The organism is Streptomyces sp. NPDC005774, assembly GCF_042871645.1.
GTDB classification, from domain to species: Bacteria; Actinomycetota; Actinomycetes; order Streptomycetales; family Streptomycetaceae; genus Streptomyces; species Streptomyces pratens.
The window spans coordinates 1-15,115 of the sequence record NZ_JBIAIV010000053.1 but is presented as its reverse complement, the minus strand read 5'-3'; the positions used below and the strand labels follow the sequence as shown (position 1 = coordinate 15,115).

The window sequence follows — 15,115 nt, the reverse complement described above, 5'->3', positions numbered from 1 at the left end:
AGGAGACGACTGCACGATGCGTATCGGAGTTCTCACCGCAGGCGGCGACTGCCCCGGCCTGAACGCAGTGATCCGGTCGGTCGTGCACCGAGCGGTCGACAATTACGGCGACGAGGTCATCGGCTTCGAGGACGGCTACGCGGGCCTGCTCGACGGCCGCTACCGCCCCCTCGATCTCGACGCGGTCAGCGGCATCCTGGCCCGCGGCGGCACCATACTCGGCTCCTCCCGGCTGGAGCGCGACCGGCTCCGCGAGGCCTGCGAGAACGCCTCGGACATGATCCGCGACTTCGGTATCGACGCGCTCATCCCGATCGGCGGTGAGGGCACGCTCACCGCGGCGCACATGCTGTCGGAGGCCGGCCTGCCGGTGGTCGGCGTGCCGAAGACGATCGACAACGACATCTCCTCCACCGACCGCACCTTCGGCTTCGACACCGCCGTCGGCGTCGCCACCGAGGCGATGGACCGGCTGAAGACCACTGCCGAGTCCCATCAGCGGGTCATGGTCGTCGAGGTCATGGGCCGGCACGCGGGCTGGATCGCCCTGGAGTCCGGCATGGCCGCCGGCGCCCACGGCATCTGCCTTCCCGAACGGGCCTTCGACCCGGCTCGGTTGGTGAAGATGATCGAGAAACGTTTTGCCCGCGGCAAGAAGTTCGCGGTGATCTGCGTCGCCGAGGGCGCCCACCCCGCCGACGGCACCATGGACTACGGCAAGGGCGAGATCGACAAGTTCGGCCACGAACGCTTCCAGGGCATCGGCACGGCACTGGCCCACGAGCTGGAGCGGCGCCTCGGCAAGGAGGCCAGGCCGGTCATCCTCGGCCACATCCAGCGCGGCGGCACGCCGACCGCGTACGACAGGGTGCTCGCCACACGCTTCGGGTGGCACGCGGTGGAGGCCGCGCACCAGGAGCGGTTCGGCCGGATGACCGCGCTGCGCGGGACCGACATCGTGATGGTCCCGCTCGCGGAGGCTGTCACCGAACTGAAGACGGTCCCGAAGGACCGCATGGACGAGGCCGAGTCGGTCTACTGACGGACGGCCCCGCCGGGCCTGTTCGACCCGGGGCCGGGCGGGCCGGTGGACCATGCCGGAGACGCGGGGCCGGCACACCCGCCCCCAAGCTCTTCGAGCAGGGGGCGGGTGTCCCGGCGGCGTTGTCGTAGGTTGCCGACTCCCCTCTCCCTCGACTGCGCTCGAGGGAGGGGGAGAGACCTCCATCGGGGCGACACCCTCCTCCGCTTCGCGGCTGGACGCACCGGTCCTCGCCCGCCCCGGCCGGACAGATGCCTCCGGCCACCTCCGACGTGACCCGCCGGGCAGGCCCCGGGCGCGGTAGGGCCGTGCCCGCGGCGTCGCCCCCGGCGCCGCGGCTCCGCGCGTCCTGGCCGGCCCCGGCGTACGGCCCTACGGCCCCGTCACCCACCGGTACTGAAGCTCGGGCCGTCCCACGGTTCCGTACTGGGGGCGCCGGACCGCGCGGCCCGCGTCGACCAGGTGCTCCAGGTAGCGGCGGGCGGTGATGCGGGAGATGCCCACCGCCTCCGCCACCCCGCTGGCCGTCAGGCCCTCGGCGGCACCGCGCAGCGCCAGGGTCACCCGTTCCAGCGTCGGCGCGCTCAGGCCCTTGGGCAGGGCGGCCGGTCCGGGGGCGCGCAAGGCGGCCAGCGCGCGGTCCACCTCGGCCTGGCCGCTGGCCTCGCCCACGGCCGCCCGGAACTCGGCGTACCGCACCAGACGGTCCCGCAGCGTCGCGAAGGTGAACGGTTTCAGCACATACTGGACGACCCCCAGTGACACGCCCTCGCGCACCACCGTGAGGTCCCGTGCCGAGGTCACCGCGACGACGTCCGCGTGATGACCCGCGGTCCGCAGCGAGCGGGCCAGCTGCAACCCATGCACATCGGGCAGGTGCAGGTCGAGAAGGAGCAGGTCGACGGGGGTGCGCTCCAGCACCCGGCGGGCCTCGGCGCCCGTGGCGGCCTTGCCGACGGCGACGAACCCCGGCACCCGGCCGACGTACATCACATGGGCGTCGGCGGCGACGGGATCGTCCTCCACCACCAGGACCCGGATGGGCGGCCCGCCGGTCATGCCGTGCCTCCCGTGCCCGAGTCCGCCATCGCGTCGTTCGCGGTCGCACGGTTCCCGGTGGCGGCCCGCAGTGGAAGGCGTACCTCGAAGCAGGCGCCGCCGCCCTCCTCCGACGTCACCGTCAGCGTGCCGCCGTGCCGGTCCACCGCCTGCCGTACCAGCGCCAGGCCCAGCCCGCGCCCGCCCGGCCCCGACGGCTTGGTCGTGAAGCCCCGCTGGAAGACCGCCTCGGCGTGATCCGGATCCACCCCCGGACCGGTGTCGGACACCCGCAGGATCAGCTCCGCGTCGGTGTCGGTGAGGGCGGTGACCGTCACCCGGGGGCCGGTGCCGCCCAGTGCCGCGTCCACCGCGTTGTCGATCAGGTTGCCCAGGACGGTGACCAGATCCCGGGTGGGCAGGGTGTCCGGCAGCAGCCCGTCGTCCAGCCGGCTGTCCGGCGTGACCACCAGCTCCACGCCCCGCTCGTTGGCCTGGGCGGTCTTGCCCAGCAGCAGAGCCGCCAGCACCGGTTCGCCGACCGCCGCCACCACCTGGTCGGTGAGCGCCTGGGCCAGTTCCAGCTCGGCGGTCGCGAAGTCCACCGCCTCCTCGGACCGGCCCAGCTCGATCAGCGAGACGACGGTGTGCAGCCGGTTCGCCGCCTCGTGCGCCTGCGAACGCAGCGCCTGCGTGAAACCCCGCTCCGAGTCCAGCTCGCCCGTCAGCGACTGGAGCTCGGTCACATCGCGCAGGGTCACCACCGAACCGCGCCGCTCACCGCCCGACACCGGCGAGGTGTTCACCACCACCACCCGGTCCGCGGTCAGATGCACCTCGTCGACCCGCGGCCGGGAGGCGAGCAGCGCGCCCGTCAGGGGTACCGGAAGGCCGAGGTCCGTGACCGACCTGCCCACCACGTCCTCCTTCGGCCCCACACCCAGCAGCTCCCGGCCGCCGTCGTTGATCAACGCCACCCTGTACTGCCCGTCCAGCATCAGGAGTCCTTCGCGCACGGCGTGCAGCGCGGCCTGATGGTAGTCGTGCATATGGCTGAGTTCTCTCGCGTTCATCCCGTGGGTGTGCCGGCGCAGCCGCGCGTTGATCACGTACGTGCCGATCGCGCCGAGCCCGAGCGCACCGCCCGCGACCGCGAGCAGAGCCGTCAGCTGGGCCTCCGCGCGCTGGCTGATCTCGTCGACCCGGATCCCCGCGCTGACCAGGCCGACGATCCGGTCGCCGTCCCGGACCGGGGTGACCGCGCGGACGGACGGGCCGAGGGTGCCGGTGTAGGTCTCGGTGAACGTCCGGCCCTCGAGGGCGGGCGCGGTGTGACCGCGGAAGGGCAGGCCGAGCTGGTCCGGATCGGGGTGGGTCCAGCGGATGCCCCGCGGATTCATGATGGTGACGAAGTCGACGTCGGTGTCGCGCACCACCGCCAGCGCGTACGGCTGGAGCGTCGCCGAGGGATCGGCGGTACGGATCGACTCACGCACCGAGGGGGAATCCGCCACCGAGAGGGCCACGGCTTGTGCCTGGAGGCTCGCCGCCTCCTCGGCCTGGTCGCGGTCGCCGACATAGGTGAACAGCGCGTATCCCACCACGAGGACCGCTATCAGCACCGCCTGCATGGCGAAGAGCTGGGCCGCGAGGCTGCGGGGTCTGGGGAGGGCGAAGCGCATCAGGTCAGTGTGCATCCACCCGAGCGTGAACTAAATGAACGGAAGGGTGACCGCGCTCACAAGGCAGGACATAGTCACGGCTGTCCCCACCCCCAGCACATCCCCCGGACGTGAGCCGCACGCCGGTGATGCCGACGTCGTCAAGGAGGCCGCCGTGACCAGCACAGCCGATACGGCACCTGCCGCTCCCAAAGTGAAGCGGGACCGCACGCACTATCTCTACATCGCGGTGATCATCGCGGTCGCCCTCGGTATCACCGTGGGCCTGGTGGCCCCCGACTTCGCGGTCGAGCTGAAGCCGATCGGCACCGGGTTCGTGAGCCTGATCAAGATGATGATCTCGCCGATCATCTTCTGCACGATCGTGCTGGGCATCGGTTCCGTCCGCAAGGCCGCCAAGGTCGGTGCCGTCGGCGGTATCGCCCTCGGCTACTTCATGGTGATGTCGCTGGTCGCACTCGGTATCGGCCTGGTCGTCGGCAACATCCTGGACCCGGGGACGGGTCTCGCGGTCACCGACGCGGTCAAGGAGACCGGTCAGGCCCAGGTCAACGCGGAGGCCAAGGACACCACCGAGTTCCTCCTCGGCATCATCCCGACCACGATCGTCTCCGCCTTCACCCAGGGCGAGGTCCTGCAGACCCTGCTGGTCGCGCTGCTGTGCGGCTTCGCGCTGCAGGCCATGGGCAAGGCCGGTCAGCCGGTCCTGCGCGGGATCGAGCACATCCAGCGGCTGGTCTTCCGAGTCCTCGCCATGATCATGTGGGCCGCGCCGGTCGGCGCGTTCGGTGCCATGGCCGCGGTCACCGGCTCCGCAGGCGTGGACGCGCTGAAGAGCCTCGCGGTGCTGATGCTCGGCTTCTACATCACCTGTGCGCTGTTCATCTTCGTGATGCTCGGCGCGCTGCTGCGGTTCGTCGCGGGTCTGAACATCTGGTCCCTGCTCAAGTACCTGGGCCGGGAGTTCCTGCTGATCCTGTCCACGTCCTCGTCCGAGTCGGCGCTGCCGCGGCTCATCGCCAAGATGGAGCACCTGGGCGTCAGCAAGCCGGTGGTCGGCATCACCGTCCCGACCGGCTACTCCTTCAACCTCGACGGCACCATGATCTACATGACCATGGCCTCGCTGTTCATCGCCGACGCGCTGGGCACGCCGATGGCGATCGGCGAGCAGATCACGCTGCTGCTCTTCCTGCTGGTCGCCTCCAAGGGCGCCGCCGGTGTCTCCGGTGCGGGCCTGGCGACGCTGGCCGGCGGTCTGCAGTCGCACAAGCCGGCCCTGGTGGACGGCATCGGCCTCATCGTCGGCATCGACCGCCTGATGAGCGAGGCCCGCGCCCTCACCAACTTCGCGGGCAACGCGGTCGCCACGGTGCTGATCGGCACCTGGACCAAGGAGATCGACCGGGAGCGGGTCGACCAGGTCCTCTCCGGCGCCCTGCCCTTCGACGAGACCACCCTGCTGGACGACCACGACGGCGGCGGCCCCGCCGACCGTGCCGAGGTCCCCGAAGCGGGCGAGAAGGAACTCGCCAAGGCCTGACACGCCGGCGTCCCCTACCGCACCGGCGCTGCCCCCCAGCGCCTTCCCCGCCGCCGAGCGGCCGGACTCCTTCCCCCGGGAGTCCGGCCGCTCGGCCCTTTTCACCGCCCCCGCGCCCCACCCCGCTCGATCCCGCCCCGTCCGGTCTTGCCCTGACGCCGACGTCAAGGCGTACGTTCCCCGGTATGCGAATCGGCGAGCTGGCCGCACGCGCCGGGACCACCACGCGGACGCTGCGGTACTACGAGTCACGGGGACTGCTGCCCGCGCGGCGTACGGGCAACAACCACCGGACGTACGACGAGAACGACCTGAAGCTGCTGCGGCAGATCCGGACGCTCCAGGACTTCGGGTTCGAGCTGGAGGAGACCCGGCCGTTCGTGGAGTGCCTGCGGGCCGGGCACCCCGAGGGCGACTCGTGCCCCGCCTCGCTCGCGGTCTACCGGCGCAAGCTGGACGAACTCGACGCGCTCATCGGCGAGCTGCGGACCGTACGGGCGGTCGTCGGGGAGCAGCTGGAGCGGGCGGAGAGGGCGCGCGACGAACTGGCGGCCGACGCTGCGGTTCCGGGGGGTCCGGAACCGGTGTGCGAACTGGGAAGGCGGCAAGGGTGAGCAGGGCGAAGGGTGTGACCGAGGTGACCGAGGTGACGGACGCGGACTTCGCGACGGAGGTGATCGGGGCCGAACTGCCGGTGCTGGTGGAGTTCACCGCCGACTGGTGTCCGCCGTGCCGGCAGATGGCACCGGTGCTGAGCGCGCTCGCCGCCGAACAGGGCGGGCGGCTGAAGGTCGTGCAGCTGAACGTGGACGCCAACCCGGCCACCACCAACGCGTACAAGGTGCTGTCGATGCCGACGTTCATGGTGTTCCGGGATGGGGAACCGCTGCGGTCGATGGTGGGCACCAGGCCCAAGCGGCGGCTGCTGGAGGAACTGGGCGAAGTGATCTGAGCCGATACCGGCGCGGGCGGTCGGCGCCGTACAAAAGAAACCCCCGGGTAATTGCGCCCGGGGGTTTCTTCTGCGTATATTCTTTGACTCGCGACTTCAAGAGAATTGGGTCGCAAAGAAGTTCAGTGAGCACAGTATATCCGGGCGGGAGCCGAATTGTCAAACAGCGAATATCCGGACCGTGAATTCCGACAGGAACAGGAATTCATCGACGGACTGTACGCACGCGTGGACGCCCTGCGCGGTGACACCGAGGTGTCCCTCACGGACGCGCTCGGGCAGGGCAACACGCCCATGCAGGCCAGGCTGGAGCGGGACATCCTCGTCGCCGAGCGGTCCGGGCTGCTCGCGGCGCTGGACGCGGTGGACGGTTCGCTGTGCTTCGGCCGGATCGACCTCTCCTCGGGCCACACCCATCACATCGGCCGGATCGGCCTGCGCGCCGACGACGCTGAGCGCACCCCCGTCCTCATCGACTGGCGCGCCGACGTCGCCCGCCCCTTCTACCTGGCCACCGGCCACACCCCGATGGGACTGAGGCGCCGCCGGCACATCACCTCCGAGGGGCGCACGGTCACCGCCCTGCACGACGAGATCCTCGACATCGGCGACGAGACCCGTACCGGCCACGAGGACCCGACCGGCGACGCCGTGCTGCTCGCCGCGCTCAACTCCGCGCGCACCGGCCGCATGGGCGACATCGTCCGCACCATCCAGGCCGACCAGGACCGCATCATCCGCGCCCCGCACCGCGGCGTACTGGTGGTCGAGGGCGGCCCCGGCACCGGCAAGACCGCCGTGGCCCTGCACCGCGCCGCCTACCTCCTCTACGAGCACCGCGAGCTGCTGGCCCGCCGCGCCGTCCTGATCGTCGGCCCCAACCCGGCGTTCCTCGGCTACATCGGCGAGGTGCTGCCCAGCCTCGGCGAGACCGGGGTGCTGCTCGCGACCGTCGGCGAGCTGTTCCCCGGAGTGAGGACCACCCGGGCGGACACCCCCGAGGCCGCCACCGTGAAGGGCCGGGCCGCCATGGCGGACGTCCTCGCCGAGGCCGTCCGCGGCCGGCAGGCGCTGCCCGACCCGGTGATCACCATCGAGCACGACCGCGAGATCCTCATGCTGGACGACGGCCTGGTGCGGGTCGCCCGCGAACGCACCCGCGCCGCCAAGCTGCCGCACAACGCGTCCCGCGAGTACTTCGAGGGCCACATCCTCAACGCGCTCACCGACATGGTCGCCGAACGCATCGGTACCGACCCGTACGACGGCAGCAATCTGCTCGACCCCAGCGACATCACCCAGATCCGCGACGAGCTCGCCGAGAACCCCGAGGTGTGGTCCGCCATCGACCGGTTGTGGCCCCGGATCACCCCGCGGCGGCTGATCGCCGACTTCCTCGCCGCTCCCGAGGAGTTCCTGCCGGCCGAGGACGCCGCCGCAGTACGGCGCCCGGTGACCCGGCACTGGACCGTCGCCGACGTGCCACTGCTCGACGAGGCCGCCGAACTCCTCGGCGAGGACGACCGGTGGGTGCGCGAGCGGGCCGACCGGGAGCGGCGGACGCAGATCGCGTACGCCCAGGGCGTCCTGGACGTGTCGTACGCGTCGCGGACCTTCGAGTTCGAGGACAAGGAGGAGGGCGACCCCGAATCCTCCGAGGTGCTGTCCGCGCACGACATCATCGACGCGGAACGCTTCGCCGAGCGGCACGAGGAGGATGACCACCGCAGCGCCGCCGAACGGGCCGCCGCCGACCGCACCTGGGCGTTCGGCCACATCATCGTCGACGAGGCACAGGAACTGTCGCCGATGGCCTGGAGGCTGCTGATGCGGCGCAGTCCGACCCGCTCGATGACCCTGGTCGGCGACCCGGCGCAGACCTCGGAGGCGGGCGGGGTCGGCTCCTGGGAGGACATCCTCGCCCCGTACGTCGAGGACCGCTGGGAGCACACCCGGCTCGGCGTCAACTACCGCACCCCGGCCGAGATCATGGACGTCGCGGCGGCCGTGGTCCGTGCCGAGCATCCCGGCTTCGAGCCGCCCGGATCGGTCCGCTCCACCGGCGTACGCCCCTGGGCCCGCGCCACCGACGACCTGCCCGGCGCCGTCGCCGAGGCCGTCGCCGAAATCACCGCCGGGTCCCCGGGGCCCCAGGACGCGCCCGGACCGGACGGCACCCCGCCTGGCCGGCTCGCCGTCATCGCCCCGCGCGACCTGCACCGCGCCCTGGCCGCCCGGCTGGACGGGGTCACGGCGGGCGCCGAACCGGACCTGACGCAGGGGGTCGTACTGCTCGACCCGCGGCAGGCCAAGGGCCTGGAGTTCGACTCCGTCCTGGTGGTCGAACCGGGGCGCTACGGCACCAGCGACCTGTACGTGGCGCTGACCCGGGCCACCCAGCGGCTCGGCGTCCTGCACACCGCACCGCTGCCGAAGCCGCTGGCCGACACCCTGACGTAGCGCCTGCCCGCCCTCCGCCCTGCCCGCCCGCACGCCCGCCGGTCAGGCAGGGCGCAGCCAGACCGTCGCCAGGGGCGGCAGGGTCAGCCGGATGCTCGCCGGGAACCCGTGCCGCCCCTGCGGCTCCGGCTTGACCGGGTCGGGCCCGCCCACGTCGCCGCCGCCGTAGCGGGCCGCGTCGGTGTTCAGGACCTCGTGCCAGGCGGGCACGTCGTCCGGGACACCGATCAGGTAGTCGTGCCGGACCACGGGGGCGAAGTGGGACACCGCGAGCAGCGGGGTGCCGTCCCGGTCGTACCGCAGGAACGCGAGCACGTTGTCCTCGGCCGCGTCCCCGGCCACCCACCGGAAACCGGAGGGCTCGGTGTCCAGCCGCCACAGCGCGGGGGTGTGCCGGTACACGGTGTTGAGGTCGCGCACCAGGTCGCGCACGCCGCGGTGGTCGGCCTCCGCGCCGTAGGCCGGGTCCAGCAGCCACCAGTCCGGGCCGTGCTGCTCGGACCACTCGGCGCCCTGCGCGAACTCCTGTCCCATGAAAAGCAGTTGCTTGCCGGGGTGGGCCCACATGAAACCGAGGTAGGCGCGCAGCCCGGCCCGCTGCTGCCACCAGTCGCCGGGCATCTTCGACACCAGCGACCGCTTGCCGTGCACGACCTCGTCGTGGGAGATCGGCAGCACGTAGTTCTCGCTGTACGCGTACACCATCGAGAACGTCATCTCGTGGTGGTGGTACGCGCGGTGGACCGGCTCGTGGCCCATGTACCGCAGCGAGTCGTGCATCCAGCCCATGTTCCACTTCAGCCCGAAGCCGAGCCCGCCGAAACCGCTCGGGCCCTCGTGGTGGGTGGCCCGGGTGACGCCGTCCCAGGCCGTGGACTCCTCCGCGACCGTCACCACGCCGGGCACCCTGCGGTACACGGTCGCGTTCATCTCCTGCAGGAACGCCACCGCGTCCAGGTTCTCCCGGCCACCGCGCTCGTTCGGCGTCCACTGGCCCGGCTCGCGCGAGTAGTCGAGGTACAGCATCGAGGCGACGGCGTCCACGCGCAGCCCGTCGATGTGGAACTCCTCGCACCAGTACAGGGCGTTGGCCACCAGGAAGTTGCGCACCTCGCGCCGCCCGAAGTCGAACTCCAGGGTCCCCCAGTCGGGGTGGGCGGCCCGCAGCGGATCCGCGTGCTCGTACAGCGGCCGGCCGTCGAACTCGGCCAGCGCCCACTCGTCCCGCGGGAAGTGCGCCGGCACCCAGTCCATCAGCACCCCGATCCCGGCCCGGTGCAGGGCGTCCACCAGGTACTTGAAGTCGTCCGGGGTGCCGAGGCGGGCCGTGGGCGCGTAGAAACCGGTCACCTGGTAGCCCCAGGACGGGCCGTAGGGATGCTCCGCGACCGGCATCAACTCGACGTGCGTGAAGCCGAGATCTTTGACGTACGAGGGAAGCTGATCCGCCAGTTGGCGGTACGTCAGCCCTGGTCGCCACGACGGCAGGTGCACCTCGTACACCGAGAACGGCGCCTCGTGCGCGGGCACTTCGGTGCGGCGTGCCAGCCACTCGGCGTCCCCCCACGCGTACCGCGAGGACGTGACGACGGACGAGGTGGCCGGCGGGACCTCCGTGCGCCGGGCCATCGGGTCGGCGCGCAGGGTTCTCGAACCGTCGGGCCGGGTGATGTCGAACTTGTACAGCTCGCCCTCCCCGACCCCCGGCACGAACAGCTCCCACACCCCGCAGGAGCCCAGCGACCGCATGGGGTACCCGGTGGCGTCCCAGAAGTTGAAGCCGCCCGCCACCCGCACCCCGCGCGCGTTCGGCGCCCACACCGCGAACCGGGTGCCGGTCACCCCCTGGTGGGTCATGGGGTGCGCGCCGAGCGCCGTCCACAGTTCCTCGTGCCGTCCCTCACCGATCAGATGCAGATCCAGCTCGCCGAGCGTGGGCAGCAGCCGGTACGCGTCCTCGACCTCCCGCACCGACCCCTCGTACGTCACGAGCAGCCGGTACGCCGGGACCTCCCGCAGCGGCAGCAGCGCCGAGAAGAACCCGCCCCCATCGTCGTGCAGCTCGACGGTGAGGCCCCCGGAGACCGCGGTGACGGCCAGGGCGTACGGCTTGAACGCCCGGAAGACGACCCCGCCGGGCACCGGGTGCGCGCCCAGCACCGCGTGCGGATCGTGGTGCGTGCCGTCCAGCAGCCGCTCCCGGTCGGCGGGGCCGAGAGCGGGGGAGAGCGCGAGCTCGGCCTCCGGCGGGGCGAGCCGCCCGGCCTCCGGGGGAGCCCCGGAGGCCCGCACCCGCACGGCCCCGGCCTTCTTCGCCCTGCCCTGCTTCGAAGCGCCCTGCTTCGAAGCCTTCTTCTTCGCCACGCCCTTCTGCACGACGGCCTTCTTCGCGGCACCCTTCTTCGTGGCGCCCTTCTCGGGTATCGCCTCGGCCGCCTCGGCTGCCGCGGGTTTCTTCTTCCGCGCGGCCGTCGGCGGCTCGGCGGGCCGCTGCTCGGCCGGCTGCTCCGGATGCGAACCGCTGGACTCGGGGCGGGGGGTCACGGACGGAGCCTCCTGAGGGAAGGTCGGGTGGTCGGGTCAGGTCAGGTCGGGTCCGGCGAGTCTGCGCACCGCCGCCAACGGGACCGGAAGCCACTGGGGCCGGTGCCGGGCCTCGTACAGCACCTCGTAGACGGCCTTGTCCGTCTCGTACGCGCGCAGCATCACGGGATCGGTGCGCGGATCCGTGCCCGCGGCCTCCGCGTAGCCGGAGCAGTACGCCGCCCGGCAGTGCTCGGCCCAGTCCGGCTGCGGCGGGTCCGCGGAGCGGGCCGCGTAGTCGAAGGACCGCAGCATGGCGGCCACGTCCCGGACCACGGGCTGCGGCATCCGCCGCTCGGCGAGCGGCCGGGCCGGTTCGCCCTCGAAGTCGATCAGCGACCAATCTCCCCCACTGCCGAAAGCGTGGGAGGGGCCCCCGGCCGGGGACCGCAGGCACTGGCCGAGATGCAGATCGCCGTGCACCCGCTGGGCGGTCCAGGTCTGCCCCTCGGCGGCCAGGTCGCCCAGGGCGGTGTACGCCGAGCCGAGACCGGTCGCATACGGCCGCAGCGCGGGCACCGCCCGGACGGCCGCCGCCAGCCGCTCGGTCATGCCGGCGACCATGGTCCGCAGCCGGCTGTGGCCCAGGGTGACCGTGGGCAGCGCACGGGCCAGCGCGATGTGCACCTCGGCGGTGGCCCGCCCCAGCGCCCGCGCCTCGGCGACGAAGTCCTCGCCCTTGGCCAGCTCCCGCAGCGCCAGCTCCCACCCGTCCGTCGCGCCCTGCACGAACGGCTGGAGTACGCCCAGCACATGGGTCTCCCCGGGGTCGGCCGGGACCGGGTCCGCGACCAGCCAGGCCGTGGGCGGTGGCACTCGTGGGCAGCCCTCGCGGGCCAGCGCCAGCGGCAGCTCCAGATCGGGGTTGATCCCGGGCACGATCCGGCGCAGCAGCTTCAGGATGAACGCATCTCCGTAGACGACGGACGAGTTCGACTGCTCGACCGTCATCAGGCGCGGCACCAGACCGGGCCGGATCTCCTGCCCCGGGTCCCGTTCGAAGCGCAGCCCGCCGATCCGGGCCCGGGTGCGCAGGGCCTCCAGGAGTAGTTCGGCGGGCCGGGCGTCGTGCAGGGCCTCGTAGACCGTCCGTCCGGCCAGCGGGCCCTCGCTCACGTGCCCGATCAGCGCGGGCGCCAGCCGGGGCGGCAGCGCCTCGCGCACGCCTATGAGGAGCTGGTAGCAGTCGCCGGGGTGGGCGGCGCCGCCACCATGGGCGGACGAGCCGGATGAGCCGGATGAGCCGGACGGGTCGGGCTGGAGGGCACGGACGAGCAGGTGGTACAGGCCCAGCCTGGCACCGGGCGGCAGCAGCTCGGTGGCCGCGACCAGGGTGAACCCGGTGACCGGGCGTCCCTTGCCCGCGAACCAGCGCTGCCGCGGCAGCCACTCCCTGAGCAGTGGATCCAGTGAGGCGAGGAGGCCGGGCGGGGGTGCGATGGTACGTATGACGGCTTCCGGCATGGAGTCGCGTCCTTTCCCCGGGTCGTCGGGGTGTTACTGATGCGTGCCCCGGGCGGGGCAGGAGAAACCGCCCCGCCCCGGGTTCTACGCGGCGTCCCTGCGGAGCCTGAACCAGTAGAAGCCGTGGCCCCCCAGGGTCAGCAGATACGGCAGTTCGCCGATGGCCGGGAAACGCACCCCGCCGAACAGTTCGACCGGGTGGCGTCCGTCGAAGGCGCTCAGGTCGAGCTCGGTGGGCTGCGCGAAGCGGGAGAAGTTGCTGACGCAGAGCACCAGGTCGTCCTCGTACTCCCGCAGGAAGGCGAGAACGGCGGGGTTCGTCGACGGCAGTTCGGTGTAGGTGCCCAGGCCGAAGGCGTGGTTCTGCTTGCGGATCTCGATCATCCGGCGGGTCCAGTGCAGCAGCGACGACGGCGACGCCATGGACGCCTCGACGTTGGTGACCTGGTAGCCATGGACCGGATCCATGATCGTGGGAAGGAACAGCCGCCCCGGGTCCGAGGACGAGAAGCCGGCGTTGCGGTCGGGGGTCCACTGCATGGGCGTGCGCACCGCGTCGCGGTCGCCGAGCCAGATGTTGTCGCCCATGCCGATCTCGTCGCCGTAGTAGAGGATCGGCGAGCCGGGCAGTGACAGCAGCAGGGCGTTGAAGAGCTCGATCTGGTTGCGGTCGTTGTCCAGCAGCGGGGCCAGGCGCCGGCGGATGCCGATGTTGGCGCGCATCCGCGGGTCCTTGGCGTACTCGGCCCACATGTAGTCGCGTTCCTCGTCGGTGACCATCTCCAGGGTCAGCTCGTCGTGGTTGCGCAGGAAGATCCCCCACTGGCATCCCGAGGGAATGGCCGGGGTCTTGGCCAGGATCTCGGAGACGGGGTAGCGGGACTCGCGCCGCACGGCCATGAAGATGCGGGGCATCACCGGGAAGTGGAACGCCATGTGGCACTCGTCGCCGCCGGCGGCGTAGTCGCCGAAGTAGTCGACGACGTCCTCCGGCCACTGGTTCGCCTCGGCGAGGACCACCGTGTCCGGGTACTGTGCGTCGATCTCCTTGCGGACCCGCTTCAGGAAGGTGTGCGTGGCCGGCAGGTTCTCGCAGTTGGTGTCCTCCTCCTGGTAGAGGTACGGCACGGCGTCCAGCCGGAAACCGTCGATGCCGAGGTCCAGCCAGAACTTCAGCGCGGAGATCACCTCCTCCTGCACGGCCGGGTTCTCGTAGTTCAGGTCCGGCTGGTGCGAGAAGAAGCGGTGCCAGTAGTACTGCCCGCGGACCTGGTCGTACGTCCAGTTGGACGCCTCGGTGTCGACGAAGATGATCCGCGCGTCCTGGTACTGCTTGTCGTCGTCCGCCCAGACGTAGTAGTCCCCGTAGGGGCCGTCGGGGTTCCGGCGGGACTCCTGGAACCACGGGTGCTGGTCGCTGGTGTGGTTCATGACGAAGTCGATGATCACGCGCATGCCCCGCTGGTGGGCGGCGTCCACGAACTCCACGAAGTCGGCGAGGTCACCGAACTCGGGCAGCACCGCGGTGTAGTCGGCGACATCGTAACCGCCGTCGCGCAGTGGTGACTTGAAGAACGGAGGCAGCCAGAGGCAGTCGACGCCGAGCCACTGCAGATAGTCGAGCTTGGCGGTCAGCCCCTTCAGGTCGCCGATGCCGTCGCCGTTGCTGTCCTGGAAGGAACGGACGAGGACCTCGTAGAAGACGGCACGCTTGAACCAGTCAGGGTCGCGGTCCTGCGCCGGTGTGTCCTCGAAGGTGTCCGGTACGGGCTCGTTGACGATCATGATGCGGGTGACCCTCCGATCTGCGGGGTGGACGGTCGGGACGGTCGCGCAGCCGTGCCGTGCGGGCCGGGGGACACGGTTCCGGAGGCAGAGGCAGAGGCAGAGGCAGAGGCAGAGGCAGAGGCAGGGACCGAGGCCGTGCGGTCACGGTCGTGGTCGTGGTCATGGCCGTCTTCGGCCCTCCGGCCGACGACGAGCACATGCGCGCCGCCCGGTCCCAGGCGCACGTAGTTGGCCCTGCCCCAGTGGTAGGTCTCGCCGGTGAGTTCGTCGCGTACCGGTACCGACTCGTGCCATTTCAGGCCGAGTTGCGGCATGTCCAACGAGACCGTGGCCTCCTGGGTGTGGTGGGGGTCGAGGTTGGCGACCACCAGCACCGTGTTCGAACCCTCCCTCTTCGAGTAGGCGATGACCGGTTCCTGGTCCGCCTGGTGGAAGCGGAGATTCCGCAGCCGGCGCAGGGCCGGATTCTCCCGGCGGATGGTGTTGAGGCGGGTGATGAGGGGGGTGATGGTGCGGCCGTGGTGTTCGGCGCCGGCCCAGTCGCGGGGGGTGAGCTGGTATTT

General features: G+C 71.4%; 10 protein-coding genes and 1 pseudogene. 5 read left to right on the top strand and 6 right to left on the bottom strand.

The features are described 5' to 3' along the window. The first annotated feature begins 16 nt into the window (after positions 1–16). Positions 17–1,042 (top strand): ATP-dependent 6-phosphofructokinase, encoded by a 1,026-nt coding sequence (locus ACFYQA_RS32515; protein WP_388925673.1) that lies wholly within the window; start codon positions 17–19, stop codon positions 1,040–1,042. A gap of 372 nt (positions 1,043–1,414) precedes the next feature. On the opposite strand, the gene ACFYQA_RS32510 is transcribed toward ACFYQA_RS32515, so the two are convergent. Together ACFYQA_RS32510 and ACFYQA_RS32505 are read right to left on the bottom strand one after the other, a co-directional pair. Further along, positions 1,415–2,101: a response regulator gene (locus ACFYQA_RS32510; protein ID WP_386402020.1), complete on the bottom strand. Its 687-nt coding sequence runs from the start codon at positions 2,099–2,101 to the stop codon at positions 1,415–1,417. After that, complete coding sequence (locus ACFYQA_RS32505; RefSeq protein WP_388925763.1) at positions 2,098–3,762, bottom strand: ATP-binding protein; 1,665 nt, start codon at positions 3,760–3,762, stop codon at positions 2,098–2,100. Before ACFYQA_RS32505 ends, ACFYQA_RS32510 begins: the two co-directional genes overlap by 4 nt. Before the next feature lie 154 nt (positions 3,763–3,916). Between ACFYQA_RS32505 and ACFYQA_RS32500 the strand changes: the two genes are divergently transcribed. The 4 genes from ACFYQA_RS32500 (at position 3,917) to ACFYQA_RS32485 (ending at position 8,717) form a co-directional block, all read left to right on the top strand. Beyond that, entirely contained in the window at positions 3,917–5,305 is a 1,389-nt protein-coding gene (locus tag ACFYQA_RS32500; RefSeq protein ID WP_388925670.1) for a cation:dicarboxylate symporter family transporter, read from the top strand. Between the two features lie 185 nt (positions 5,306–5,490). After that, positions 5,491–5,919, top strand: coding sequence for a MerR family transcriptional regulator (locus ACFYQA_RS32495; protein ID WP_388925667.1), 429 nt, complete (start codon positions 5,491–5,493; stop codon positions 5,917–5,919). Between the two features lie 23 nt (positions 5,920–5,942). Next, the gene (locus ACFYQA_RS32490; protein ID WP_388925760.1) at positions 5,943–6,257 is read left to right on the top strand and encodes a thioredoxin family protein; all 315 of its coding nucleotides are present in this window, start codon (positions 5,943–5,945) and stop codon (positions 6,255–6,257) included. A gap of 138 nt (positions 6,258–6,395) precedes the next feature. Continuing rightward, a complete protein-coding gene (locus ACFYQA_RS32485) occupies positions 6,396–8,717 on the top strand; it encodes a HelD family protein (RefSeq protein WP_388925757.1) in 2,322 nt (773 codons plus the stop codon). Positions 8,718–8,759: 42 nt separating this feature from the next. On the opposite strand, the gene glgB is transcribed toward ACFYQA_RS32485, so the two are convergent. The 4 genes and pseudogenes from glgB to ACFYQA_RS32465 form a co-directional block, all read right to left on the bottom strand. Then, positions 8,760–11,261 carry a 1,4-alpha-glucan branching enzyme gene (gene glgB, locus ACFYQA_RS32480; protein ID WP_388925664.1) on the bottom strand — a complete coding sequence of 834 codons (2,502 nt, stop codon included), beginning with the start codon at positions 11,259–11,261 and terminating at the stop codon, positions 8,760–8,762. A gap of 36 nt (positions 11,262–11,297) precedes the next feature. Further along, positions 11,298–12,764 carry a maltokinase gene (locus ACFYQA_RS32475; protein WP_388925661.1) on the bottom strand — a complete coding sequence of 489 codons (1,467 nt, stop codon included), beginning with the start codon at positions 12,762–12,764 and terminating at the stop codon, positions 11,298–11,300. Between the two features lie 84 nt (positions 12,765–12,848). Next, on the bottom strand, positions 12,849–14,549 hold the full coding sequence (gene treS / locus ACFYQA_RS32470) for a maltose alpha-D-glucosyltransferase (RefSeq protein WP_388925658.1): 1,701 nt from the start codon (positions 14,547–14,549) through the stop codon (positions 12,849–12,851). Further along, positions 14,546–15,115 (bottom strand): annotated as a pseudogene (locus ACFYQA_RS32465) (hypothetical protein); the annotation flags it as partial. The gene treS and the pseudogene ACFYQA_RS32465, both read right to left, overlap by 4 nt.